The 23,289-nt window shown below is 61.3% G+C and carries 15 protein-coding genes, 2 tRNA genes and 4 pseudogenes; 6 read left to right on the plus strand and 15 right to left on the minus strand.

Translation table 11 applies throughout. The annotated features are described in order from the left end of the window. Nucleotides 1-455 (minus strand): annotated as a pseudogene (locus J9893_RS13080) (IS1595-like element ISKpn3 family transposase); the annotation flags it as partial. Nucleotides 456-588: 133 nt separating this feature from the next. Between J9893_RS13080 and J9893_RS13085 the strand changes: the two are divergent. Next, nucleotides 589-1,749, plus strand: a pseudogene (locus J9893_RS13085) (SEL1-like repeat protein); the annotation flags it as partial. 200 nt (nt 1,750-1,949) lie between these two features. Further along, a complete protein-coding gene (locus tag J9893_RS13090; RefSeq protein ID WP_210600570.1) occupies nt 1,950-4,595 on the plus strand; it encodes an AAA family ATPase in 2,646 nt (881 codons plus the stop codon). Nucleotides 4,596-4,723: 128 nt separating this feature from the next. Here the strand turns inward: J9893_RS13090 and J9893_RS13095 are convergent, their stop codons facing one another. Together J9893_RS13095 and J9893_RS13100 are read right to left on the minus strand one after the other, a co-directional pair. Continuing rightward, nucleotides 4,724-5,932 carry a tyrosine-type recombinase/integrase gene (locus J9893_RS13095; RefSeq protein WP_210600571.1) on the minus strand — a complete coding sequence of 403 codons (1,209 nt, stop codon included), beginning with the start codon at nt 5,930-5,932 and terminating at the stop codon, nt 4,724-4,726. A 565-nt stretch (nt 5,933-6,497) separates the two neighbouring features. Then, entirely contained in the window at nt 6,498-9,935 is a 3,438-nt protein-coding gene (locus J9893_RS13100; RefSeq protein WP_210600572.1) for an ATP-binding protein, read from the minus strand. 249 nt (nt 9,936-10,184) lie between these two features. On the opposite strand from J9893_RS13100, the gene J9893_RS13105 reads away from it, so the two are divergent. Then, nucleotides 10,185-10,260: transfer RNA gene (locus J9893_RS13105), tRNA-Gly, on the plus strand. 55 nt (nt 10,261-10,315) lie between these two features. Then, nucleotides 10,316-10,389: transfer RNA gene (locus tag J9893_RS13110), tRNA-Cys, on the plus strand. A gap of 63 nt (nt 10,390-10,452) precedes the next feature. Here J9893_RS13110 and J9893_RS13115 read toward each other — a convergent pair. Next, complete coding sequence (locus tag J9893_RS13115; protein WP_210600573.1) at nt 10,453-10,740, minus strand: hypothetical protein; 288 nt, start codon at nt 10,738-10,740, stop codon at nt 10,453-10,455. 214 nt (nt 10,741-10,954) lie between these two features. Here J9893_RS13115 and J9893_RS13120 point away from each other — a divergent pair, with 214 nt between their 5' ends. Then, complete coding sequence (locus J9893_RS13120) at nt 10,955-11,155, plus strand: YbfA family protein (RefSeq protein ID WP_010673543.1); 201 nt, start codon at nt 10,955-10,957, stop codon at nt 11,153-11,155. Between the two features lie 253 nt (nt 11,156-11,408). On the opposite strand, the gene J9893_RS21720 is transcribed toward J9893_RS13120, so the two are convergent. The 7 genes and pseudogenes from J9893_RS21720 to J9893_RS13140 form a co-directional block, all read right to left on the minus strand. Then, nucleotides 11,409-11,927, minus strand: a complete 519-nt coding sequence (locus J9893_RS21720) for a response regulator (protein WP_328222956.1) — start codon at nt 11,925-11,927, stop codon at nt 11,409-11,411. Continuing rightward, the gene (locus J9893_RS21725) at nt 11,921-12,268 is read right to left on the minus strand and encodes a HAMP domain-containing sensor histidine kinase (RefSeq protein ID WP_246875591.1); all 348 of its coding nucleotides are present in this window, start codon (nt 12,266-12,268) and stop codon (nt 11,921-11,923) included. The genes J9893_RS21720 and J9893_RS21725 overlap by 7 nt, the downstream gene beginning before the upstream one ends. 63 nt (nt 12,269-12,331) lie before the next feature. After that, nucleotides 12,332-12,448, minus strand: a pseudogene (locus J9893_RS21730) (histidine kinase dimerization/phospho-acceptor domain-containing protein); the annotation flags it as partial. Nucleotides 12,449-12,557: 109 nt separating this feature from the next. Beyond that, a pseudogene (locus J9893_RS21735) lies at nt 12,558-14,567 on the minus strand (transporter substrate-binding domain-containing protein); the annotation flags it as partial. 143 nt (nt 14,568-14,710) lie between these two features. Further along, nucleotides 14,711-15,478: a class III extradiol ring-cleavage dioxygenase gene (locus J9893_RS13130; RefSeq protein WP_134997292.1), complete on the minus strand. Its 768-nt coding sequence runs from the start codon at nt 15,476-15,478 to the stop codon at nt 14,711-14,713. A gap of 298 nt (nt 15,479-15,776) precedes the next feature. Then, nucleotides 15,777-16,247, minus strand: coding sequence for an FKBP-type peptidyl-prolyl cis-trans isomerase (locus tag J9893_RS13135; RefSeq protein WP_010673545.1), 471 nt, complete (start codon nt 16,245-16,247; stop codon nt 15,777-15,779). Between the two features lie 141 nt (nt 16,248-16,388). Continuing rightward, the gene (locus J9893_RS13140; protein WP_049636607.1) at nt 16,389-17,543 is read right to left on the minus strand and encodes a Na/Pi symporter; all 1,155 of its coding nucleotides are present in this window, start codon (nt 17,541-17,543) and stop codon (nt 16,389-16,391) included. A gap of 251 nt (nt 17,544-17,794) precedes the next feature. Here J9893_RS13140 and J9893_RS13145 point away from each other — a divergent pair, with 251 nt between their 5' ends. Next, nucleotides 17,795-18,187: a hypothetical protein gene (locus J9893_RS13145; RefSeq protein ID WP_210600574.1), complete on the plus strand. Its 393-nt coding sequence runs from the start codon at nt 17,795-17,797 to the stop codon at nt 18,185-18,187. Nucleotides 18,188-18,262: 75 nt separating this feature from the next. Here J9893_RS13145 and J9893_RS13150 read toward each other — a convergent pair whose 3' ends face one another. The 4 genes from J9893_RS13150 to gabT form a co-directional block, all read right to left on the minus strand. Then, the gene (locus tag J9893_RS13150; RefSeq protein WP_039039328.1) at nt 18,263-19,606 is read right to left on the minus strand and encodes an APC family permease; all 1,344 of its coding nucleotides are present in this window, start codon (nt 19,604-19,606) and stop codon (nt 18,263-18,265) included. Between the two features lie 471 nt (nt 19,607-20,077). After that, entirely contained in the window at nt 20,078-21,421 is a 1,344-nt protein-coding gene (locus J9893_RS13155) for an APC family permease (protein WP_039039329.1), read from the minus strand. Continuing rightward, entirely contained in the window at nt 21,421-21,558 is a 138-nt protein-coding gene (locus tag J9893_RS13160; RefSeq protein WP_010673549.1) for a hypothetical protein, read from the minus strand. The genes J9893_RS13155 and J9893_RS13160 overlap by 1 nt, the downstream gene beginning before the upstream one ends. Before the next feature lie 233 nt (nt 21,559-21,791). Continuing rightward, entirely contained in the window at nt 21,792-23,081 is a 1,290-nt protein-coding gene (gabT, locus tag J9893_RS13165) for a 4-aminobutyrate--2-oxoglutarate transaminase (protein WP_039039330.1), read from the minus strand. Nucleotides 23,082-23,289: the final 208 nt, after the last annotated feature.

Below are 23,289 nucleotides of genomic sequence, written 5' to 3' on the forward strand. Positions count from 1 at the left end.
CGCTCGCCACCCCAGTAGACATCATCGAGCTGAATGATGCCGCTGATGGGCTGCTTGTCATCGGACTCTTTCATGGCTTGCAGCAGCTTGTGCTTGAGCATCCAGGCGGTGTCATATTTGACGCCCAACTGGCGCTTTAGCTCCATCGCTGACAAGCCTGTTTTGGTTTGTGACAACAGGTGCATTGCCAGAAACCACTTGGTCAGTGGGAGCTTGGTGTTTGCGAAAATCGTGTTTCCAGTCAATGACATCTGGTGACGGCAGTGATTGCATTGCCACACACGTGGCCGCCTTCTCAGGCGACAACAGGTCTTGTTGGCACATTCAGGGCAGACAAAGCCGTTAGGAAAACGCCAAGTGAACAGCGCGTTTTCGCACTGAGCCTCAGTGCCATAGTCCTTGAGAAACTCAAACAGGCTGTAGCCTTTCTGGAATTGGATTTTGCTTTTGGCCATGATCTCGCACCTCGATAACTGTACGTAAGATCAGTATAGTTCGTGGTAACTGACTGCTAATCATGGGTAATCAGGAAAGACTTAGACGCAGAACGTACCGATTTGGATGCGCGATTACGTGAAGCCATTGTGACCTTTGGCCGCCGATCAGCAGATCCGTGCTAATGCAGCGTGGCAAGTGGGTGACTGGTATCAGGCTGGGCTCGGTGAGCCAAAGAATCCAGCACTTGCTGCTCAGTGGTGGCAGCGCTCTGCTCGCCTTGGCAACACCCATGCCAGCTATCGGTTGGGATTGATGTGCCAGGAGCAGCATCAGGGCAAGTTGGTCAGTGAATGCCTCGACTGGTTCGAGAAAGCCGCCAAACAGGATCATGCAGAGGCGCAATTGATCCTTGGGCAGTGGTATGCCAAGCAGCAGGGGGCGGATGAGGATGCCGTCAAATGGTTGGAAAAAGCGGCAGAGCTGGGCAATCGAGACGCTCAGTACCAGCTGGGCAAGCGCTATGAGCAGGGGAGAGGGGTGAGCAAACGCCAGGATATTGCCCAGCGCTGGTTTGAGAAGGCTGCCGCCCAGCAGCAGCCGGATGCTTTGCTACAGCAAGCCAGACAGGCCGCCCCTATCTATGCGTTCGCCGCCTATCAACGGGCGGCCAATGCCGGTTCTGCTGACGCCGAACTCTGGCTTGGCAAGGCTTATCTGGCTGGGGAGTGGGTATCTGCAGACCCTGCTTTGGGTCGCTACTGGCTGGAGCTGGCCGCCGCACACGGTTCCCATGAGGCCGAATATCAATTGAGTTTGCAGCAGGTAGACCGGGAGCAGCAGATCCACTGGTTAACGCGTGCTGCTGACGGTGGCGTGACCAAGGCATGGTTCGATCTGGCAGTGCTACAGCAGGGGCAAGGTGAACTGGAGCAGGCCAGAACTAGCTATGCCAAGGCCGCTCGGCAAGGGAATAGGGCTGCACTCTATGCCTATGGTGAAATGCTGCGTTTGGGGCAAGGGGGCAAAGAAGATTACGCACTGGCACTCAAACAGTATCGCTTAGCGGCACAGCAAGGTGACCGCCAGGCCCAATACCGGATGGGAACACTGCGAGAGGAAGGCCTGGGGGCTCCGCGCAACCGGATACATGCCTATGCCTGGCTCTCATTGGCTGCCACAGAAGGGATGCCGGAGGCTATGCAGGCCCGTGATGAACTCGAGGCCACGATGACCAAGCCTGAAGTCAAACAAGCACAGAAACTCTCTGAGCACTGGTTTGGCAAGATGTCATCAACGGCTAAGAAAAGCTAAAAAAGAACATAGGAAAGAAGCGGCCTTGGTGGGCCGCTTCTTTCCTATTTAGTTGGCAAATTGCCAACCACAAATTCAGCCTACACCTACATCAGGCTCTCGAGTGAACGAGCAGGTAATGTCCGAGGATAGTCCCAAATGAGGTGCGATAGGGTAGCGTCGACGATATATTAATCGCTCAATAGATTCAGGGAGGAATTATGACGATATTGCAGGAAATCTTGATCTGGACTCAGGGTCTTCCAGCGTGGCAAAGCGATGCCGTAGCTCGCTTGCTGGCGAAACAAACGCTGACACCACAAGACTATGAGGATTTATATGCTTTGCTCAAACTTGCCCATGGCATCCCAGATCCAAGGAATCGCCAACCCAAGCCGCTAACTGCCGAACAGGTTCCTGCTTCGGTCGAGGCAAACACACATATTGAGCTGCGGTCCATCAAAAATCTGCGTAACGTCAACGCGATTGCAGAAAACCAGCAGTTGGCGGTAGGTCCTGCGGGCATGACTGTCATTTATGGCGATAACGGATCCGGCAAGTCTGGATATTCGCGTGTACTCAAACGTGCCTGTCGTGCCCGCGATCAGTCGGAACCCATTCACCCCAATGCTAATTTACCGGGAGCCAAGACCGGCAATGCTCAGGCGTCCTTCGACATAGGGATTGACGGCACAGTCAAGGAAGTGACTTGGTACCAAGGAAAAGAGCCGCCACCAGAGCTTTCTTCATTCGCTATCTTCGACGCGCATTGCGCGCGTGCCTATCTGGATCGTGAGGATGACTTTTCCTACGTGCCGTACGGCCTAGAAGTATTCGAGGCTCTTGCTAGGGTCTGTCAACAACTAAAAACCTCAGTTGAGATCGAGCAAAAACAGTCGGCGGTGGATCTTACTGCATTCGCGCACCTACAGGGGGAAACTGTTGTCGGCAAGTTGATCGCGGAGCTCTCTGCGAAAACCAACACCGCACATATTGAAGCTCTCGCCACCCTCAAGCCGGAAGAGCTTGAGCTGCGGGAAACGCTGGAGAAAAGCCTTAAGGAAAATAACCCGAAGGAAAAAGCTGGCCTCTTGCGCCTGCGCACGCGACGTGTCGCTGCGATCGCCAAAAATGCTGTAGAGAAAGGACTTGTTGTCGGTCCCGAAGCAGTAGCCAAGTTGAAGGTTCTAGTCGATAGTTTCCGAACAGCTCAGGCTGCTGCTGCTCTTGCAGCGAAGAGTTTCAAGGAAGGTGAAAATCTACTGCCGGGAACCGGTGGAGAAGCGTGGCGGGAATTGTTTGACGCTGCACGAAAGTTCGCTCTTGAAGCTTATTCAGACAAACAGTTTCCTGATTTGGGGATAGGCACTGCATGCCCACTTTGCCAGCAGCCGCTGGCTGCTGGCGCGGAACGGTTATTGCGATTCGAGGTGTTCATACAAGAGGAAGCGGAAAAAACGGCTCAAGCACGCCGCCAGGCGCTTGCCACCGAGTATCGTCCATTCGCTGCCTCTGTCATGATGTTGAACCTAGATGAGGTTACGCAGGCAGAGATAGCTGAAATTGACCCATCGTTAGTGATCGAGACTAAGGCGTTCGAGGCTGCATTGACGGTTCGACACGAAGCGATCAAGGCTGCAATTGTCTCCCATGATTGGACGGGGTTGGATCAGGCTCTAGTCAGCCCTGCAGATCGCCTACAGGCGCTCGCGGACAAGCTGAATGCAGAAGCTGAGTCTTTAGAAAAAGCCTCGAATGAGGATTTTCGCACTGCATTACAGAAGCAACTTAACGAGTTGGATGCACGAGTTAAACTCAGCCAAATCAAAGAGGCCGTGCTTACAGCGGTGACGAAGCTTGGGTATCTGGGAAAGTTGAAAAAATGTCTAACCGCAATTAGGACAAACTCCATATCACTCAAATCATCGGAGCTCACAGAAAAGGTCGTCTCCAAGGAACTGGCTGATGCGCTAAATCGGGAGTTCAAGACCCTTGGGGTGGGGGGGTTGAGTGTTTCTCTCCAAAGCCGTGCCGACCGTGGGAAAGCATTGCACAAGCTGAAGCTACAATTGCCACAGGTCCGTAGCCCTGGTGAAATCCTGAGCGAAGGCGAGCAACGAGCCATCGCAATTGGCTCGTTCCTAGCCGAAGTGAGTCTGAGTGGCAGTAAAGGGGGTATCGTCTTCGACGATCCTGTTTCCTCGCTAGATCATCGGCGGCGCGAGCGAGTGGCCAAGCGTCTTGCTGATGAAGCTGTGCAGCGGCAAGTCATCATTTTCACTCACGACATCTACTTCCTCTGCCTGCTGGCTGAGGAAGCGAAGAAAATCGGGGCAGAAATGGTTACGCAAAGCCTAACGCGGCGTGCAGAAGGCTTCGGTATTGCTGACCCAGAATTGCCGTTCGAAGGGAAAAACGCCAGCAAGCGCATAGGCGCGCTAAAGGCGCAGCATCAGGTGATTACCAAGCTATACAAAGAAGGCAATGAAAAGGACCATCATCACCAGACTATTGATGCGTACTTCCGTCTGCGTATGGCGTGGGAACGAGCAGTGGAAGAAGTCCTCCTGCGCGAAGTCATTCTCCGTTTCCGCAAGGGTGTGGAGACACAGCGACTTGTCGGTGTGAGTGTTGATGATGAGGACTATGCACAGGTCAACGCAGGAATGAGCAAGTGCTCCAACTATGCCCATGACAAAGCTATGATAGGTGGCGTTGCCGTGCCAGACCCGGACGAACTGCTAGCAGACATCCTCGCACTGGAGAACTGGCGCGCACAGGTGCACAAACGTTCTGAAGAGACTGCGAAGAAGCGCAAGGCTGGAAACGTCGCTGTAAGGACTCAAGCACAAGGAACTCCAGTTTGACCCAACTCGAGAGGCTCAACTAAACCGAGTTTATGCGGTCTTATGTAATCTGCAGGATGTTTCGCTCGATAGTAGTTCGTCATCGGCACAAAAAAATAGAAAAGCGGCCTTCGTGGGCCGCTTCCTTCTTATTTAGTTGGCAAATTGCCAACCACAAACTCAGCCCAAGCATCCATCATGGGTCGACGCTGGTCCAGCAAGTCTGTGCGGTGGTATGCAGCTTCGACCTTGTTCTGAACTGTATGGGCTAACGCTCGTTCAGCGAGATCCCGCGCATAGCCCTGCTCGCTGCACCAGTCTCGAAAGCTGGAACGAAAGCCATGGGCAGTCGCCATTCTGCCAGGAGTACAGCTCTCCGCTTTGGCCCTTCTCAGAAACATCGTCAGCACTGTGTCTGAGAGTGGTACTTGGTCTCTGGGAGAAGGGAATACCAATTCGTCATGTAATCCCCTTAACCCCTTCAGGATCTTGACAGCACGAAGAGATAACGGAACACGATGTTGTTGCTTGGCTTTCATACGCTCGGCAGGCAAGGTCCAGATCTTTGCCTCCAAGTCTACTTCTGACCACTTCATGGCTCTGACTTCACCTGAGCGGCATGCGGTCAGGATCAAGAACTCCAGCATTGAGCGGGTTACATCGTACTGTTGCGTTGTTCTCAGATGTTTTTGCACAAATGCAGGGATATCACGCCAAGGCATCGCAGGCTGGTGTTCTACCCGCACAGACTTGCTGGGTTGTGCCGGTAGTAAATGACCCACCACATCTACTGGGTTTGCAGAGGTATAGCCGTGAGCCCATGCCCAAGCCATCACTGCGTGTAGGCGCTGCTTAACACGGCTTGCTGTTTCCGGGATCGTCAGCCATATCGGTTGCAGAACTGAAGCGATATGAGCTGGGGTTATCGCATCAATGGAGATAGCGCCAATGGTAGGAAAGGCATATTGCTCCAATGTGGTGATCCATTGCTTACCGTGTTTGGGGTTCTTCCAACCTGGTAGCAAGCTTTCGTAGACCAATCTGGCAGATGCTTCCAACGTCGGGATCTTCGGCTTGTTCTGCTCCTGCAGTCGGACCTCTAGCGGATCCAGGTTATTCGCCAGCTGTTCCCGCATTGCCTGTGCGTCTCGAGCTGCATCAGCGATGGATATCTCGGGGTAAGTCCCGAGGCCTGCATTCCGCCGTTTCTTTGTCAGTGGGCTGACATAGCGGAATACCCACTTGCCTCTGCCCTTGGCGGTAGAAGGGTGTAGCGTCAAGCCTGTAACGCCACCGTGAGCAAGGGGTTTATCTTCCGGCTTGATGTTACGAGCTTTAGTATCGGTGAGGATTGCCATCAGGGAACCTCCTTGAGAATTGAATATGCCACGCAGTATGCCACCAAGCATGCGCAGTGGTAATATGTGATTGGGATGGATTGGACAATGCTTGGCTCTAACTTACTGATAGTAAATGGCGTGTTGGGTTTGCGTGGAGTTGATTGGACTTGATTGCGGCGGGCTGTCTCTCCGCCATTTATTCCCCTCAAGCCCGCGTCCGTCGCGGGTTTGTCATTTCTATCTCATCTCTGTCCATCCCCCGCCTCAGCCATCTCCCAATGTCTTTTCCGATTTGGGGCCTGTGGTCACGGGGTCGCGAAGTCTCACCCCATTCTCTCGAATGTCCATTCACCTGATTAGCCACTTGCCGGCCCAGACAGGTCTCCCGGGGTCATCACCAACATGGTGATGGGGAATGGGCCCGCACCTGCAGGGTCATCTGGGCGACCCCGCGAGCTCAGCCATCGCGATCCCCCTGATAGGCGCAGAAAGCCTGCTAGTAGATGTGTCCAGAGCTCGCTATTGGTGCTTGGTTTTCTATCCCGCAGCCATCATCAAAGCAACGTGGCTGCGGGTTGGAGACTCATGCCTTGCGGCTGGCGAGCTGGCGAAGGCGCTGGGTGCTCTGGTGCAGACTCTGGTGCTGCACCTCGTTCAGGGCGCAGTGCTTGAGCACGTACTCGGCGCTGGCCACCACCGTCTTCCAGCGCGGTGCCTTGGGCAGGGTGTCGAGGTTCAGGTACTTGTCGAGGGTGCGGGTCTGGGGACTGGATCTGTCCATGTAGACCCGCCACAGCTTGCTCTTCTCCGCCAGCACTATCTTGCCCTTGCCGGTGCTCTGCTGCCAGGCATCCAGGGTGAGGCGCATGGTGTCCACCAGGGCGCGGCGCAGGGGCTCGTCATCCTGCTGGCGAATGAGGTTGTCGGCGAGCGATCTGAATTCGCCGCCGAGCCGGCTCAGTTCCCCCAGCAGATGACCATCCTCGATGATGGCCTGGCGCGACAGGCTCTTGAGGGCGTTCTCCAGTGCAGCCATGCGATTGTCGTCCTGGCGCGGTTCGGTGCCAAGGGTCAGCGCATAGGCGTGCTGCCCCCCCAGGTTGATGGGCAGGGCGCGGGCGTTGAGGGTGTCTCGCTGGCCCGCCACCAGGAAGTCCAGCTCCCGCTCCGGCTGCGCGGTCATGTCGGGCCACTGGCTTGCCAGCGGGGCGGCCAGCCACTCGTCCAGCATCTGCCCCTCCATGGCTTCCGGCTCCTGACCCAGCAGGCGCGCCAGGGCCCGGGAGGCAAACAGCACTCCTCCTTGCTCATCGAGGAAGACCATGGGGTCGGCCCCCTCGCCAAGCAGGGCGAGGAGCCGCTCCTGATCCTGGTGCAGTTGTTCCTGGAGCAGCAGACGGTGCTCTATCTCCTGTTTGAGCAGGCGGTTCTCCACCAGGGAGGCGCGCCCGGCGCTGGCCTCCAGCAGGGCCCTCACCCGGGCGAACAGCTCCTCCTTGCAGAAGGGTTTCACCAGATAGTCGTTGGCCCCGGCGTTGAAACCCTCTTCAATCTCCTTGGGCTGGTTGAGGGCGGTGAGCAGCAGCACCGGCAGCTTCTCCTTGGGGTGCTGCTGGCGCAGACGGCGGCAGACGTCGAAGCCCGAGAGGGTGGGCATCATCACATCAAGCAGGATGAGATCCACCGGCTCCTGAGCCAGCTTGGTCAGGGCGTCGTGGCCGTCGCTGCTGGGCAGGATGCGATAACCGCAGGGCTGCAGCAGGTGGCGCAGTATGTGCAAATTGATGGGCTCGTCATCCACCACCAGGATGACGGGGGCATCTTGCGGCGGGGGCGGCAGATCCTCGCTCTTCCAGTCCGGCAGGATGACGGGCTGCTGGCGCACCAGCTGGTGCTCTATCTGGCGGCTGTCTAGGGTCAGACTGCCTGCCTTGCCGCTGGCCAGCGGCAGGGTGAAGGCGAAGGTGGAGCCGACGCTCGGCTCGCTCTCCACGAACAGCTCCCCCCCCATCAGGTGTACCAGCTGGCGGGTGATGGAGAGACCGAGGCCCGCTCCCTGCTTGCTCACTTCCGGGCTCATCTGCACCAGGGGCTCGAAGATGTGCTCCAGGTGATCCCTGGCGATGCCGATGCCGGTGTCGGTCACCTTGATGCGCAGGAAGTTGCCCTCCACCAGGGCGCTCAGCACCACCTTGCCCTGGGGGGTGTACTTGATGGCGTTGCCCACCAGGTTGTAGAGCACCTGCTCGAGGCGCTGCTCGTCCGCCAGCACAGGGGGCAGCTCGGCGGGGCTCTTGTCCACCAGGGTGAGGGGCTTGGCCTGTACCAGATGCTGGCAGAGATCCAGCACCAGCCGGATGACCCCCTTGGAGGAGACCGGCTGGGGGTGGATCTCCAGCTGGCCGTAGCGCATCTGGTGGTAGTCGAGCAAGTCGTCCACGAGGCGCGCCAGACCGTCGGCGCTCTTGATGATGAGGCCGAGTTGTTTCTGCTGCCCTTCGGTCAGGTCCTGCTGGCTGGCGAGCATGGACTCGGCCATCCCCTTGATGCCGTGGATGGGGGTGCGCAGCTCGTGGGAGGTGTTGGCCAGGAGCTCGTCTTTGAGCTTGTCCGCCTGTTGCAGGCTGAGGTTCTGCTTGTGGGTCAGCTTGACCTGCTGTTGCAGCTCCTGGGTCTGGCGTTCGATGAGCTCGATCTTGTCCTTCACCGAGCGCTGCATGTGGCGAAACGCCTGGGCCAGCCGGTCGATGTCGTCGTCGGTGCGGGGGATGGTGATGGGGTGATCCAGGGCGCCGTCAGCCACCTGTTCGGCGGCGGCGGTGAGGGATCGCAGGGGCGCCGTGATGGAGTGGGAGAGCCAGCGGGAGAAGAGGATCAGCAGCAGCAGTGAGCCTGCCCCCAGCAGGATCACCAGGGTCTCGAGCTGGCGGATGGGGGCATAGGCCTCGCTGGTGGAGATCTCGGCGATGAAGGCCCACTCGGTATCGAACACCTTCACCTGGGTATAGGCGGCCAGCACCTCGTCATCGTGGTAGGAGAGGAAGGGGCCGACCCCCTGCTCCCCGGAGAGGGCCTTGATGATGAGGGGGGTCTGCAGCGGTCGGAAGTCGGGGCTGAAGCTGTTCTCCACGCTGAATTCGGGGGCGAGCCAGGCGTTGGCGCGCATCCGCTTGTCCGGGCCGATGAGAATGGTCTCGCCGGTTGCGCCGAGCCCCTCCCGCTCCGCCATGATCTGGTTGAGCTTGTCCGGCAGCAGCTCGAAGATGACCACGCCGCGCACATAGTCGTACTGCATCACGGGAGCGGCGAGGTAGGCGACCACCTGGCCGGTCAGCTCGTTGCGGCCAAAATCGGTGAACTCGAAGATCTGCTGGGGCTTCTGGCCGCCATCGAGGCGGCGCTTGATCTTGGCGAAGGTGTTGCCAAGACCGCTGGACTGGTAGGGGCCCGAGAGCAGGTTGGTGGCGAAGTTGGCCTGCTTGGTGACCGAGTAGACCACGTCACCGTTCAGATCCACCAGGAAGATGTCGCTGTAGTTGGATTTGCGCACCATGTCGGCGTAGCCGCGATGGAAGCGCTGGTGGACGCGGCCATACATCTCGTCTGCCAGGATGAGGGCGCTGATGGAGGGCTCTATCTCCACCTGACTGTCAGGTTGTTGCAGCTTGTCCCAGGAGCCCGGCACATAGCGGGCCTGGGCGCGGGCACGGGCCTCCTGCGGCGTGGTGCCGAGCTTCTCGAAGGCACCGGTGAAACCGTAGAAGCGACCGATACTGTTGCCGGCAAAGTCCTGCTGGGAGAAGTTGATGATCTGCTCCTTGAGGTTGCCGAAGTAGTCTTGCAGCTGGTTTTTCTTGATGTTGCGCACCGAGACCAGATGGTTGGAGGTCTGGGTGGTGAGATCCTTGCCGTGGCTATAGAGGAAAAACAGGGTGACGACCAGGAAGGGCACCAGGCCCAACATGAAAAAAGCCAGCATCAGCTGCGGTCTGAGCCCCCGAGGCCTGAAGTTCCATTTCATCGCATGATTTTCAATTGAGAATCCAGTTACTAAGCGCGATGAGTTTCTGACTAAAGGCTAACTATTTCAATGGCTTTATCTTAAATTCGCTCGTCGGGTCACAGGGAGCGGTGGGATTTTCGACCAAGGCGTCTAAAGGGTGAGCAAACAGCACGGGAAAGGGCTTAAAGTGAGAAAAAAGGGTTGTGCCCGAGCTCGGGGTACGTATAATGCGCCTCGTTGTCAGGCAACTGGCACGCAAGCAGTCATGCGGGAATAGCTCAGTTGGTAGAGCACGACCTTGCCAAGGTCGGGGTCGCGAGTTCGAGTCTCGTTTCCCGCTCCAATACTCCATGGCACCAACCATGGACATCACTCTCAAGGCAATGCCTTGTCAGCATGGCGCGTTAGCAAAGCGGTTATGCAGCGGATTGCAAATCCGTTTAGTCCGGTTCGACTCCGGAACGTGCCTCCATCTTCTCCCTGTTATCCACGTCACTGACGTTGTCCATCCGCCATGGCGGCACAGGATGATGCTTCATTGCATGTCAGTCAGCCGTGAACAACCCTCCCGTTGCCACGTCTTGTGCAGATGCAGATCCATCTCGGCCAATGCCTCGCCCCTGGATCCGGACCTCTCTTCGCCCCCCTGTTCTGCCAGCGCGGCCATCTCCTTTATCAGCAAACCGCATTGCCACAGGCTGGCGGTGGGGACCCCGTGATAGGGGATGTCGATGGCATCGTCACGATTGAGCCGCCACTCCTGCCACTGGCCCCAGGCGAGCACGCCCAATGCCCCCAGCAGCGCTGCATCTGCAAGTTTCATCCTGTGTTCCTCCGTTCTGGCCCAGTCCTCGTTAACTCTGGAACAGGGGCCGCGTTTTGCCACCTTTGTTGTTTTTTAGTTAAAGAATGTAACCCGGTTTCATTTTTAGGCTTTTAGCCCCATTTTTTATCAAAAAATGGCGCAGTCGGTGTAGTAATCCTACAATGATTGGCGTAATATTTGTTCAGTGGTCTTACCAGTGAGGCGTTACATCATGTTTCATCCCTTCTCCCTGACTCAGATAATCCTTCGCCGCATCTTCGTCCTGATGGCGGGTCTGCTCGCCTTCCCGGTGATGCTGTTTCGCCGGGATCGCGCCCGTTTCTACAGTTACCTGCACCGCATCTGGAGCAAGACCAGCACCAAGCCGGTCTGGCTCAAGATGAGCGAGCGAGGGGAGCGGATCTTCTACTGATCCTCCCCGTGACGCCCGTTTCACCCGGCGCCAGACTGGCGTGACAGGCAGGGCGCACCTCCCGATATAAAAAAACCGACACCCTGGTGTCGGTTTTTTTATGGGGCTCGAACCGCCACCGGCCTTGTATCCATGGCTGGTCCACGTTGTCTCTTGTCTCTGTGGGCGACCCTTTATGCCGCAAACGCGGCGCACTCTCAGCCGCATTCTCAGCCGCGCCCGTGCGACATGACGGGAGGAAGGGTGGCGGTACTCAGGGCGCTGGCCCCAGGGTGGCCAGCGCCGCGCGCAGACGGGCGAGGCCGATGGGCTTGAACAGGCAGTCGTTCATGCCGGCGGCGAGGCAAAGCTCCCGCTCGCGAGGCTGGGCATGGGCGGTGAAGCCCCAGACGGGCAGGTCATAGCCGAGGGCTCGCAGGCTGCGGGTCAGCTCGAAGCCGTCCATCACCGGCATCTGGCAGTCGGTGATGACCAGATCGAAGGGGTGGCTGGCGAGGGCGCGCAGGGCCTCCAGGCCATTGCTGCGTACACTGACGTCGTGTCCCAGGTGCTTGAGCTGCTGGCGCAGCAGGATCTGGTTGGCGTGATTGTCATCGACCACCAGGATATGCAGCCGATGGGGGAGGGGTTGAGCCTGGTGGGGCTGGGGCGCCGGCATTGCCGTGATCGGGGCGGGGGGTTGCTGGGCGAGCGTGAGGGGCAGCCTTATCTCGAGCCGGGTGCCTTCGCCGACCTGGCTGTGAACGGCTATCTCCCCCCCATCATCTAGCACAGGATGCGGGCTATATTGAGGCCCAGCCCGCTGCCGGGGAACTGGCCCTGGCCGTGGGCGCGATAGAAGGGGGTGAAGAGCCGGGGCAGCTTGTCCGCGGGAATGCCGGCTCCGGTGTCGGTGATGGCGACCCGGCCCTGCTCGGTGAACTTGATGGCGTTGCCGATGAGATTGAAGAGGATCTGGCGCAGGCGAAGGGGATCGATCAGCACCCTTGGCATGGGGGTGTCGGGCAGCCTGACCTCATAGATCAGCCCCTTCTGCTCGGCCATGCCCGCAAAGACCCGGGTGACGGACGAGAGCAGGGGGGCGAGATCGCAGGGGGTGGGCGTCAGGGTCATCTGGCCCGCCTCTATGGAGGCGATATCCAGGCTGTCCCCCAGCAGATCCAGCAGGCCGTTGGCGGAGTCGGCGGCGATGCGCAGCAGCTCGCCGCTGTGACGGCTGAGGGCGGGATCCTCGGTGGCCAGCTCCAGCATGCCGAGGATGGCGTTCATGGGGGTGCGGATCTCGTGGCTCATGGTGGCGAGGAAGTCGCTCTTGGCTCGCGGCCTGCTGTTTGGCCTCGCGCAGCGCCTCTTCCAGCCGCTTGCGGTCCGTGATGTCTATCCAGCCGTCGATCACCCCGCTGATGGCCCCCTCCCCGTCGAAATAGGGCACCATCCAGTGATAGATGTCGCTCTGGGTTCCCCTGTGATGGAAGAGGCGATCCGCAAAGATGGGCTGCCCCTCCTGCAATACCCTGGCAAAGTCCTGCTCCAGCACGGCGATGCTGCCTGCATCGAGCACCCCTGACAGCCCCTGGGCGAAGGGCTGACCCAGGATGGCCTTTGGCTCGGCGCCGAGCTGGGTCAGGTATTTGCTGTTGCACAGCAGCACCTTGCCGCTCTTGTCCCGCACGACGATGGGGTGGGGCAGGCTCTCCCCCAGTGCCCGGATGAACCTGACATGGGCCTCCAGTTGCTGGCGGGAAGCCTGCTCGGCGCTGGCCATCCGCTTGAACATGCGGTTGCGATAGAGCAGCACCAGCGCCAGGGTGAGGAGCCCCACGAACACCAGGTAGACGATGTGGGCGTGGCGGTCCATGAAGCCGGGCATCGGCAGTTTGCGGTTGCGCCACTCGTAACTCATCATGGCGAGCTCGTTGGGGGGGATGGCGAGGATGGTCTTGTCGAGGATCCCCATCAGCATCCCCTGTCCGGGCAGGCTGGCAAACCCCATCCGGATTGGCTCCTCATCGGCGGGGCCGGCGATGCGCAGCGGGCTCAGGGGATCATTGTCCAGTGCATGGCGGGCAAAATAGAGGGGCACGATGGCGGCATCCACCCGTCCCTGGGCGAGCACCTCCATCGCTTCTGCGGCACTCTCCACCTGGGTGATGCGGCTGCCCTCCAGTCTCTGTGCGAGGGGCACATGGTGCGTCATCGCCACCGTCTTGCCCGCCAGACTCCGGATGGTGTCGATCCCTTGTTCCTCCTGGCGGGTGAGGATCACATAGATGTTGTCGGTGGCGTAGGGCACCGAGGTGCGCAGCCCGTAGTGTTCGGCCACCTGCTGGGAGATGGCGCCGATGAGGTCGATGGCGCCTGACTGCATGGCTTTTGCCAACTGGCGCTCGGAGTCTGCCCGCACGAACTCGAAGGTGAGGCCGGTGCGTGTGCGGATCTTGTCCAGCATGTCCACCGTCATGCCGACCAGCTGGCCGTCATGATCCAGGGCGCCATAGGGGTAGAGGTTGTCCATCAGCCACACCCTGATGGGGGGTGCTTGCCGCATCCAGGCCCGCTCGGCGGCATCATAGAGATCGGCGCTTCGCTCGTTCATGTCGCGGATGGGCCCGTTCCACTGGGTGAAGAGGGTGTTGCGCGCCCGGTCGTCGATGGCCGCCAGCCCCCGGTTGACCAGGCTGAGCAGGGCGGGCTCGGTGGCCGGGACGGCAAAGCGGAACTCGGCAGGCGCCAGATCGGGCGGGGCCTCGCCCCGCTGGCGAAGGTTGTCGAAGCGCTCGCTGTTGAGGTAGTGGGTGGCGTGGGCATCCCCCAGCAGGATGTCGTCGCGGCCGAAGAAGACTGCATCGAACGCCTCCATGTTGGAGGGATAGGTCACCAGGGTGAGGGTGGGGTAGTAGCGGCCAAAGCGCACCCTGTCTATCTGATCCCGGACGGCGGCCACCCGCTGTCCCGGTGTGAGCAGTGCCCCCCGATAACGTCTGGGCACGGAGAAGACGAGGGGGCTGCTGAAATAGGGGGTGCTCAGGCGGATCGCCCGGGTGTCACTGTCCGCCAGGGTGAGATTGCCGAGGCTGGCGAGGTGTATCTCCCCCCGTGCCAGAGCACGGAGCAGGTGCGCCTTGTCGGGGAAGGCGTTCAGGGCAACGGGTTTGTCCAGCATCCGGGCCAGCAGGTCGATGTAGTCGGCACTGAGCCCCTCGACGCGCTGGCGAGCGATCATGGTGAAGGGGCGGTAGTCCTCTTGCAGGATGCCGACCCGCAGTTGGGACTGCTGGCGCAGCCATCCGAGCTCCGCCTCCGACCAGCGGGGAGGCAGCGGGGCGGGATCGTAGCGGCTGTGCAGGGTCAGGGCCTGCACAGGTTGAAGGCAGAGCAGACAGAGCAGGATCAGTGTTCGATATAGGTTCATCTAGCCACCCGACGCGACAGCCATCCCTGCCAAGCCTCATCCAATGGCGGCCATTCTACCGGAAAATGGCTATAACGAGTCCGCTATTTCTCCACGCGCGTCGGCGAGAGCACGTCAAGCAGGGCGGCCTGGCCGCCCCGCCCTCAACCGAACTGGTAGGCCCCCATGTAGAGGCTGCCGTAATCCCAGCTGTCGTGCAGCTTTCGGGGTCTGTCGGTCCCCGCCGCGCCGAGCGCCACAAACAGGGGGCGCAGGTGATCGTCATGGGGATGGGATTCCACCGCGCCCGGCGCCCGGGCCCGGTAATCTTCCAGCGCCCCCCTGTCTCCCTCTGCCATGGTCTGCTCCAGCCAGCGGGCAAACTGACTGGCCCACTGGGGAACCGGCGAGCCGTCCGGCCCGAGGGCACGCAGGTTGTGGGTGATGGCGCCGGAGGCGAGGATGCCGATCCCTTGCTCGCGCAGCCCCTGCAATGCCTCCCCCAGTTGCCACAGCTGGGCCGGGGTGAAGCTGGCCGGGATGGCGATCTGCACCAGGGGGAGTTCACTGTCCGGATCCATCAGGGAGAGGGGGGACCAGACTCCGTGATCCAGCTCGCGGCGCACCGGGGTGGCGGGCAGGCCGGCCAGCAGCAGCTGATCGCTCACCGCTTCCTGCAACCATTGCGGGCTCGTCGCGGGCCAGCGGATCTGGTAGAGGGGCTCGGGGAAGCCGTAGAAGTCGTACATCAGGGCCGGGCTGGGCTCGACGTTGATCTGCAGCTCGCTTCGGCTGAACCAGTGGGCCGAGATCACCACCAGCCCTCTGGCACCCTCGAGGCGCAGTTGCTTCAGGAACCGGGTCGCGGGCTGATCGCGCAGGACCAGATCCGGGGCGCCGTGGGAGATGAACCAGACAGGGGCGATAGACATGACAGACTCCATATGCGTTGTGCCGATGCGCGCGGCGCACCGACAACCCGAGGCCAGGGCGACATGCCGCTGACGATGTGGTCATTATCTGCCCCTATTTATGGGTTAACAATCAGGCTTTAAGGATAAGCACTCTTCACTTTTGGTTGATAGTCTGGCATCAGGGCGAGGGAGACCGGGGCAGAAACGACAACGCCGGCGCAGTGCGCCGGCGTTGTGATCAGGGTCCGTCGGACGTGGCCTCTGACGGGATGCCCCGCAGCGCCGCCGCCAAGATCAACGCGGGCCCAGGGCGGGTTTATTGAATGCCCAGCAGCTCCACGTCGAAGATGAGGACTGAGCCCGGCGGGATCTTGCCGGCGGCGCGATCGCCATAGGCCAGGTTGGCGGGGATGTAGAAGCGGGTCTTCTCCCCTTCCACCATCAGTTGCACCCCTTCGGTCCAGCCCTTGATCACCTGGTTGAGGCCGAACTCGATGGGTTCGCCACGGGCGACGGAGCTGTCGAACACGGTGCCATCCAGCAGCTTGCCCTCGTAGTGCACCTTCACCTTGCTGGTGGCGGTGGGGTGAACGGTACCGGTGCCCGGGGTCAGCACTTCGTACTGCAGGCCGGAGGCGGTGGTGGTCACCAGGGGTTTTTCCTGGTTGCTGGCGAGGAACTCGGCCCCCTTGCGCACGTTCTCTTCCGCCAGCTTCCGGTTGTTGCTGCTGGAGTAGAAGTAGTAGGCGGCGCCGGCGATAAGAAGGGCTATCAGAATGAATTTCATCGGGTTTTCCTGTTCCTTGAAATCAGAGTGCGAGTGAGGGGGCATCTTATCCCAGCCAGGGGGAGAGGGCGAGGGGAGGCGCCCCGGGATGTGACCTGGCGGGCAAGGGGGCGGGGGCAGCTGAGTGCCCCCGCCGCGGGGTTACTTGACGGCCACCATCATCAGGGCGGGCAGGGCGAAGAAGAGCCCGGCCACGTAACCCAGCGCCAGAAGCTTGTTCTCGCTGCCGACCCGGGCCAGGGCTTCGGCGGCCTTGATGGGCAGCTCCCGCAGGAAGGGTACCCCGTAGATGAGCACCACGGCGAAGAGGTTGAACAGCACGTGGACCAGGGCGATGGTCAGGGCGAGCTGGGCACCGGCACCGCTGATGGCGGTGGCGGCCAGCAGGGCGGTGATGGTGGTGCCGATGTTGGCCCCCAGGGTGAAGGGATAGAGCTGGCGGGTGTTGAACACGCCGCCTCCCGCCAGGGGGATCATCAGGCTGGTGGTGGTGGAGGAGGACTGCACCATCACGGTGACCAGGGTGCCGGAGGCGATGCCGGTGAGCGGGCCACGGCCCAGGGCCTTGTGCAGCAGCTCCTTGGCACGGCCCACCATGACCTGTTGCAGCACCTTGCCAAGGGCGGTGACGCAGAACAGGATGAGCAGAATCCCGATGAGAATGGTGGCGATGGCGCCCCCCTTGCCCGGCAGGAAGGCGACGGCACCGTCGATGAGATCCAGGGACGGGGAGATGAGGGGCTTCATGAAATCCATCCCCTTCATCGACATGTCGGCGGAGCCCAGCAGCAGGCTGGCAATCCCTTCCGCACTCTTTTGCAGCAGACCGAACATCAGCTCCAGGGGCAGGAAGATGAAGACCGCCAGCAGGTTGAAGAAGTCGTGCACGGTGGCGGCGGCGAAGGCGCGGCGAAACTCGCCTCTGTCCCGGATGTGCCCCAGGGAGACGATGGTGTTGGTGATGGTGGTGCCGAGGTTAGCCCCCATCACCATGGGGATGGCCATGGCCATGGGCAGGCCCCCTGCCACCAGGCCGACGATCACCGAGGTGACGGTGCTGGAGGATTGCACCAGGGCGGTGGCCAGGATGCCGAGCAGCAGCGCGACGAAGGGGTTGTTGGCAAAGGCGAAGATCTGGGCCGCGCCCTCGGCGCCGCCGGAGAAGCCCTTGAAGCCGTGGGAGACGGCGCCAACGGCGACCAGGATCAGGTAGATCAGCGTGATCACCGCGAGCCAGTTGAACAGGGGGCCGGGACGACGGATCTGCTGGGGTGCGGAAGATGCGGTGCTGTGCATATGGCCTCTTGGGGTCGTTCTGCGTTGAAAATGGACGGGCGCATTACAACAAGGCCCCATGACAGAAATATGACAACGTGACACTTTTATGATGCTTTGGTGACAGGGCGGCAGGGGGCGTCGCAGACAAAAGGTGTCGGAGCAAACGCCGATATGACGCCATCCGGCTCATCACCGGCCCCCGCCCTTGCACTGGGATCCCAGGGTTATATGCTGCCGGACTTTCCTGTCTTGAAACTGAGGAAGTGATGATGCGTGCATGGGTTTTGTGCCTCTCCCTGGGTCTGCTGTCTGCCGGTGCGCAGGCCAGCGTGTTCAAGTCCGAGTGCAACCTCGACAAGGCGGTCAGGAACGAGGCGATGAACGCCACCCTGGGGGTCAAGGGCAACTGCGATGCCGACAAGCTGGTGCGCAAGCAGAAGGAGAAGGCCAATGCCGAGGTGAAGAAACACACCACGGACGTGCTGGAGAAGAAGACGGCGGGACTGAAAGAGACCAGCCAGAACACCAATGCGGCCCTGAACAAGCAGAGTGCCGGTATGAAGCAGGCGCAGGACAAGGTCAACCAGACCCGCAAGGATGTCAACGCCGTGACCAGGGCTCCGGTCAAGGCGGCCGCCACGGCCGTGCTCAATCAGGGGTGAGGGTCCGCGCACCGGACGTCTGAATGCAAGAAGGGGAGCCATGGGCTCCCCTTCTGTTTGGGCGTGTGTGCCGCCTTACTGGCCGTCGGCCGCTTCCTCGTACTGACGGAAGGGGATGCGGAACACGGCGAGGCGCAGGAAGAGGTAGGTGACCCCGATCCCCGCCCAGATGAGGCCAAGCTCCAGGGAGCTCTGCTCCAGGTTGATCCACAGCGCCCCTATGGTGGCGGCCCCCAGCAGCGGCAGCACCAGGAACAGCAGGTGCTCCTTGAGGCTCTTGTTGCGCTTCTCGCGCACCCAGAACTGGCCGATCACCGAGAGGTTGACGAAGGTGAAGGCCACCAGGGCGCCGAAGTTCACCAGCGCCAGGGCCATGTCCAGATCGAAGGAGACTGCGGAGAGGGCCAGGGCCCCCACCAGCAGCACGTTGATGGCCGGGGTGCGCCAGGTGGGGTGGATATAGCCGAACACCCGCTCCGGGATCATGCGATCGCGCCCCATCACGTAGAGGATGCGCGACACGCCGGCGTGGGCCGCCATGCCGGAGGCGAGCACGGCCGCGGTGGTGCACACCAGCACCACGCTCTGGAACAGGGTGCCACCCACGTAGAGGGCGATCTCCGGCAGCACGGCGTCCGGTTCCTTGAAGCGGGCCAGATCCGGGAAGAAGAGCTGCAGGCTGTAGGAGACGGTGACGAAGATGATGCCGCCGATGAGGGCCGTCAGCACGATGGCGCGGGGGATAACCTTGCCGGCATTCGGGGTCTCTTCGGAGAGAGAGCTCAGGCCGTCGAAGCCCAGGAACGAGAAGCAGAGGATGGTGGCGCCGGTGAACAGCGGCAGCATGCTGGCAGACTCCACATGGAACGGACGGCTGCTCATCAGGGTGCCGGCCCCTTCACCGTGACTCAGGCCCCAGGCGATGAGGCCGAGGAAGGTGACGATGATGGCGATCTGGATGAAGACGATGAAGCCGTTGAGGTTCGCCACCAGCTTGATGCCGCGCAGGTTCAGGAAGGTCATCACGGTCACCAGACCGAAGATGAAGATCCAGGGCTCCACGGTGGGGAACATGGCGGTCAGGTAGATCTTGGCCAGCAGGATGTTGATCATCGGCATGAACATGTAGTCCAGCAGGGAAGACCAGCCCACCATGAAGCCCACGTAGGGGTGGAACACCTTCTGGGCATAGGTGTAGGCGGAGCCTGCAGACGGGAAGCGGCGCACCAGGTGGCCGTAGCTGAACGCGGTCAGCAGGATGCCGCCGAGCGCCAGCAGGTAGGCGGTGGCCACGCGACCATCCGTGATGTCACCGACGATGGCGAAGGTATCGAATACCGCCATGGGCGTGAGGTAAGCCAGACCCATCACCACGACCTGGAACAGGGTGAGGGTCTTGAGCAGCTTGGCACCGGCCATCACGCTTTCTCCTCTGCACAGGCCCCGTGGGCGAGATGGGACGGGATCAGGGACGCGGAAACGCGTCGCTGGACACAGGGGGCGCCCATCTGTGGCACAGATGCGTGGCGCACGCCGGCGGGGACCGGCAGGAAAGCAGTGAAATGCCCCATGTTTTTCCTCACAACGTCGGGAGATTGCTTGGCAATCTGGGTATCAATTCCGGCACATGGCCGGCCTCTTGGTGAATGGTGGTGTGCCCCAGAAAAGCAAAGAACCGATGTTGTTGAAACATCGGCTCTCAAGGGGCGCCGTATTGTGCCCTCAGGGGGGGGGAGGAGACAAGTGAAAAAGGCCGTCAGCGGGGAATTTGTTCCCCCCGTGAGCGATCACTTCGCCACCGCAGCCGGAAAGTCGATGACAACCTTGTCATCAGGCGGGACCCTGCTTTGCCGCCATGTGAAACCGGCGCCCTGAGGGCGCCGGTTTCGCTCAGGAGGCGTCCTGCTCGGGGCGGCCGAGGCGGACCCGGAACACGGTGAGGCGCAGCAGCAGGTAGATGGCACCGAGGGCGGCCCAGATCAGCCCCAGCTCGAAGGAGGCGGGCTCCAGGTTGAGCCAGAGCACCCCGATGCAGGCGGCGCCGCACAGGGGCAGGGCGAGGAACAGCAGGTGATCCTTCAGGGTCTTGTTGTGACCCAGCCTGAGATAGAAGTGGGCAATCACCGCCAGGTTGACGAAGGTGAAGGCCACCAGGGCGCCGAAGTTGATCAGCGCCAGCGCCATCTCCAGATCGAAGACCACCGCCGAGAGGGCCAGCATGCCCACCAGCAGCACGTTGAGAGCCGGGGTCTGCCAGGTGGGGTGGATGTAGCCGAAGACGCGGCTCGGCAGGGCGCGATCCCGGCCCATCACGTAGAGCAGGCGCGACACCCCGGCGTGGGAGGCGAGCCCCGAGGCCAGCACCGCCACCGTGGTGCAGACCAGCACCACCGCCTGGAACAGCTTGCCGCCCACATAGAGGGCGATCTCCGGCAGCACCGCATCCGGCTGCTGGAAGCGGGAGATGTCCGGGAAGAAGAGCTGCAGGAAGTAGGAGACGGAGATGAAGAGCACGCCGCCGATGAGGGCGGTGAGCACGATGGCCCGGGGGATCACCCGATCCGCGTTCGGGGTCTCCTCCGACAGGGTGGTGATGGCGTCAAACCCGAGGAACGACAGGCAGAGGATGGAGGCGCCGGTCAGCAGGGGATTGATGTGCATCTGCTCGGAGAAGAAGGGGCGGCTGCTCGCCACCGTGCCGAGCCCCTCGCCGTGGCTCACGCCCCAGGCGATGAGGCCGATGAAGACGGCGATGATGCTGAACTGCATGATGACGATCAGGCTGTTGAAGTTCGCCACCAGCTTGATGCCCCGCAGGTTCAGGAAGGTCATGACGGCGGCCAGGGCCAGGATGTAGGTCCAGGGGGCCACGCCGGGGAAGAGGGCCTCCATGTAGATCTTGGCCAGCAGCATGTTGATCATGGGCATGAACATGTAGTCGAGCAGGGAGACCCAGCCCACCATGAAACCCACATAGGGGTGGAACACCTTCTGGGCATAGGTGTAGGCGGAGCCTGCCGAGGGGAACTTGCGCACCAGGTGGCCGTAGCTCATGGCGGTGAACAGCATGCCGATGAGGGCGAGCAGGTAGGCGGTCGGCACATGGCCTTCGGTGATCTCGGTGACGATGCCGAAGGTGTCGAACACCGCCATGGGGGTGAGATAGGCCAGCCCCATGATGACCACGTGCCAGAGTTTCAGGCTTTTTTTCAGACCGGCGGGGTGCGGGTGCATCAGGCGATCCCCCGCAGGCAGGCTGACGGGATCAGGCTGACGGTGAGGTCATCCTGCACGGTGGGGGCGCCAGTCCGGGATGCGGACGGATGGCGCAGACCGGCGCGGGCCGGCAGGAAAGCGATGATATGCCCCATGGAGTTCCTCACTAAGAAGCGGGTGTCGTGAGATGGCGTGCCACCTCGTTATCATTTCCGGTCTGTTCCGGCCTCGTTATGGATTTGTTTGGCGCAAAAAAAGAACCGGGCTCCGATGAGCGGACGGTCCTTGAATACGGCGGCGCATTGTGCATTCGTGATGCCCCCTTGACAAGCATATCAAGGGAGCAAAAACGCATTTTTTTGCACGTGGGCGAACGCGGTCTTCCGGATCAGGCCAGGGAGGCGGACAGGGCCTGCTCCAGCAGGTCGAGCCCCTCGTCGACGATGGCTGCCGGGGCGGTCAGGGGGGCGAGGAAACGGATCACGTTGCCACGCACGCCGCAGGCCAGCAGCACCAGCCCCCGCTTGCCCGCCTCGGCCACCAGCCGCTTGGTGAGATCCGGGTCCGGTCTTTCGGCATCCCCCTCCTTCACCAGCTCCATGGCCACCATGGCGCCGGGGCCGCGGATGTTGCCGATGCAGTCAAACCGTGTCGCCAGCTGGTGCAGGCGTGCCTTGATCTGCTCCCCCTGGGCCAGGGCCTTCTGGTTCAGGCGCTCCTCCTCGATCACCTCCAGCACCGCCAGGGCGGCGGCGCAGGCGATGGGGGAGCCCGCATAGGTGCCCCCCAGGCCACCGGGCTTGGCGGCATTCATCACCTCGCTTTTGCCCACCACGGCAGAGAGCGGGAAGCCGCCGGCCAGGCTCTTGGCGAGCGTCATGATGTCGGGTTCGACACCGCTGTATTCGGTGGCGAAGGTCTTGCCGGTGCGACAGAAACCGGTCTGGATCTCGTCGCAGATGAGCAGGATGCCGTGCTGGTCGCACACCTGGCGCAGGCGCTGCATGAAGCTGGCGGAGGCGGGGTAGAAGCCCCCTTCCCCCTGCACCGGCTCGATGATGATGGCGGCCACCCGGGTGGGTTCGATGTCGGCGCTGAAGCAGAGATCCAGCGCGGCCAGGGCATCGTCTTCACTCACTCCCAGGTAGTCGGCGGGGAAGGGGAGGTGATAGACCTCCCCCGGGAAGGGGCCGAAGCCGGTCTTGTAGGGCACCACCTTGCCGGTGAGGGCCATGCCCATCATGGTGCGGCCGTGGAAGCCCCCCTTGAAGGCGATGGTGCCGCTGCGACCGGTGTGGGCGCGGGCGATCTTGATGGCGTTCTCCACCGCCTCGGCGCCGGTGGAGAGGAAGAGGGTGCGCTTGGGGGTGGGGCCGGGCACCAGGGCATTCAACTTCTCCGCCAGCTCGATATAGCCGGAGTAGGGGGTGACCTGGAAGCAGGTGTGGCTGAACTTCTCGAGCTGCTCGCGCACCGCCGCCACCACCTTGGGGTGGTTGTGGCCGGTGTTGAGCACGGCGATGCCGGAGGCAAAGTCGATGTAGCGGTTGCCCTCCACGTCCCACAGCTCGGCGTTGTGCGCCCGGTCGATGAAGACCGGCAGCAGGGTGCCGACCCCCTGGACCACGGCCGCTTCGCGGCGGGCCTGCCACTGCTGGTTGTTGCTTGAATGACTCATCTTTCCTCCCTGAGGGGCATGGGCCCCCGCTGTTCCTGTGCCATCTGGCCATATGTGTGCCGCCAACTGCCCTCGGGCAGGGCGGCCTGTTCGCAAAAGGGGGCCCCGGGCGTGCCCTCAGGGCCCACAAGGCGCTCGGTCGTGACCGGCGACCCCCTCTTTCTATCTGTAAAAGCGATGGGCTGTGTCATAACGCATCTGTTTTAAC

Origin of the sequence: Aeromonas sp. MaB10011B, from assembly GCF_017939325.1 — a bacterium.
Taxonomy (GTDB): Bacteria; Pseudomonadota; Gammaproteobacteria; order Enterobacterales; family Aeromonadaceae; genus Aeromonas; species Aeromonas caviae.

Bases quoted from the DNA above. Each gene is read 5' to 3' on its own strand.
- J9893_RS13090 (WP_210600570.1), top strand. From the start codon at position 1,950: ATGACGATATTGCAGGAAATCTTGATCTGGACTCAGGGTCTTCCAGCG.
- J9893_RS13095 (WP_210600571.1), bottom strand. From the start codon at position 5,932: ATGGCAATCCTCACCGATACTAAAGCTCGTAACATCAAGCCGGAAGAT.
- J9893_RS13100 (WP_210600572.1), bottom strand. From the start codon at position 9,935: ATGAAATGGAACTTCAGGCCTCGGGGGCTCAGACCGCAGCTGATGCTG.
- J9893_RS13115 (WP_210600573.1), bottom strand. From the start codon at position 10,740: ATGAAACTTGCAGATGCAGCGCTGCTGGGGGCATTGGGCGTGCTCGCC.
- J9893_RS13120 (WP_010673543.1), top strand. From the start codon at position 10,955: ATGTTTCATCCCTTCTCCCTGACTCAGATAATCCTTCGCCGCATCTTC.
- J9893_RS21725 (WP_246875591.1), bottom strand. From the start codon at position 12,268: ATGACCCTGACGCCCACCCCCTGCGATCTCGCCCCCCTGCTCTCGTCC.
- J9893_RS13130 (WP_134997292.1), bottom strand. From the start codon at position 15,478: ATGTCTATCGCCCCTGTCTGGTTCATCTCCCACGGCGCCCCGGATCTG.
- J9893_RS13135 (WP_010673545.1), bottom strand. From the start codon at position 16,247: ATGAAATTCATTCTGATAGCCCTTCTTATCGCCGGCGCCGCCTACTAC.
- J9893_RS13140 (WP_049636607.1), bottom strand. From the start codon at position 17,543: ATGCACAGCACCGCATCTTCCGCACCCCAGCAGATCCGTCGTCCCGGC.
- J9893_RS13145 (WP_210600574.1), top strand. From the start codon at position 17,795: ATGCGTGCATGGGTTTTGTGCCTCTCCCTGGGTCTGCTGTCTGCCGGT.
- J9893_RS13150 (WP_039039328.1), bottom strand. From the start codon at position 19,606: ATGGCCGGTGCCAAGCTGCTCAAGACCCTCACCCTGTTCCAGGTCGTG.
- J9893_RS13155 (WP_039039329.1), bottom strand. From the start codon at position 21,421: ATGCACCCGCACCCCGCCGGTCTGAAAAAAAGCCTGAAACTCTGGCAC.
- J9893_RS13160 (WP_010673549.1), bottom strand. From the start codon at position 21,558: ATGGGGCATATCATCGCTTTCCTGCCGGCCCGCGCCGGTCTGCGCCAT.
- gabT (WP_039039330.1), bottom strand. From the start codon at position 23,081: ATGAGTCATTCAAGCAACAACCAGCAGTGGCAGGCCCGCCGCGAAGCG.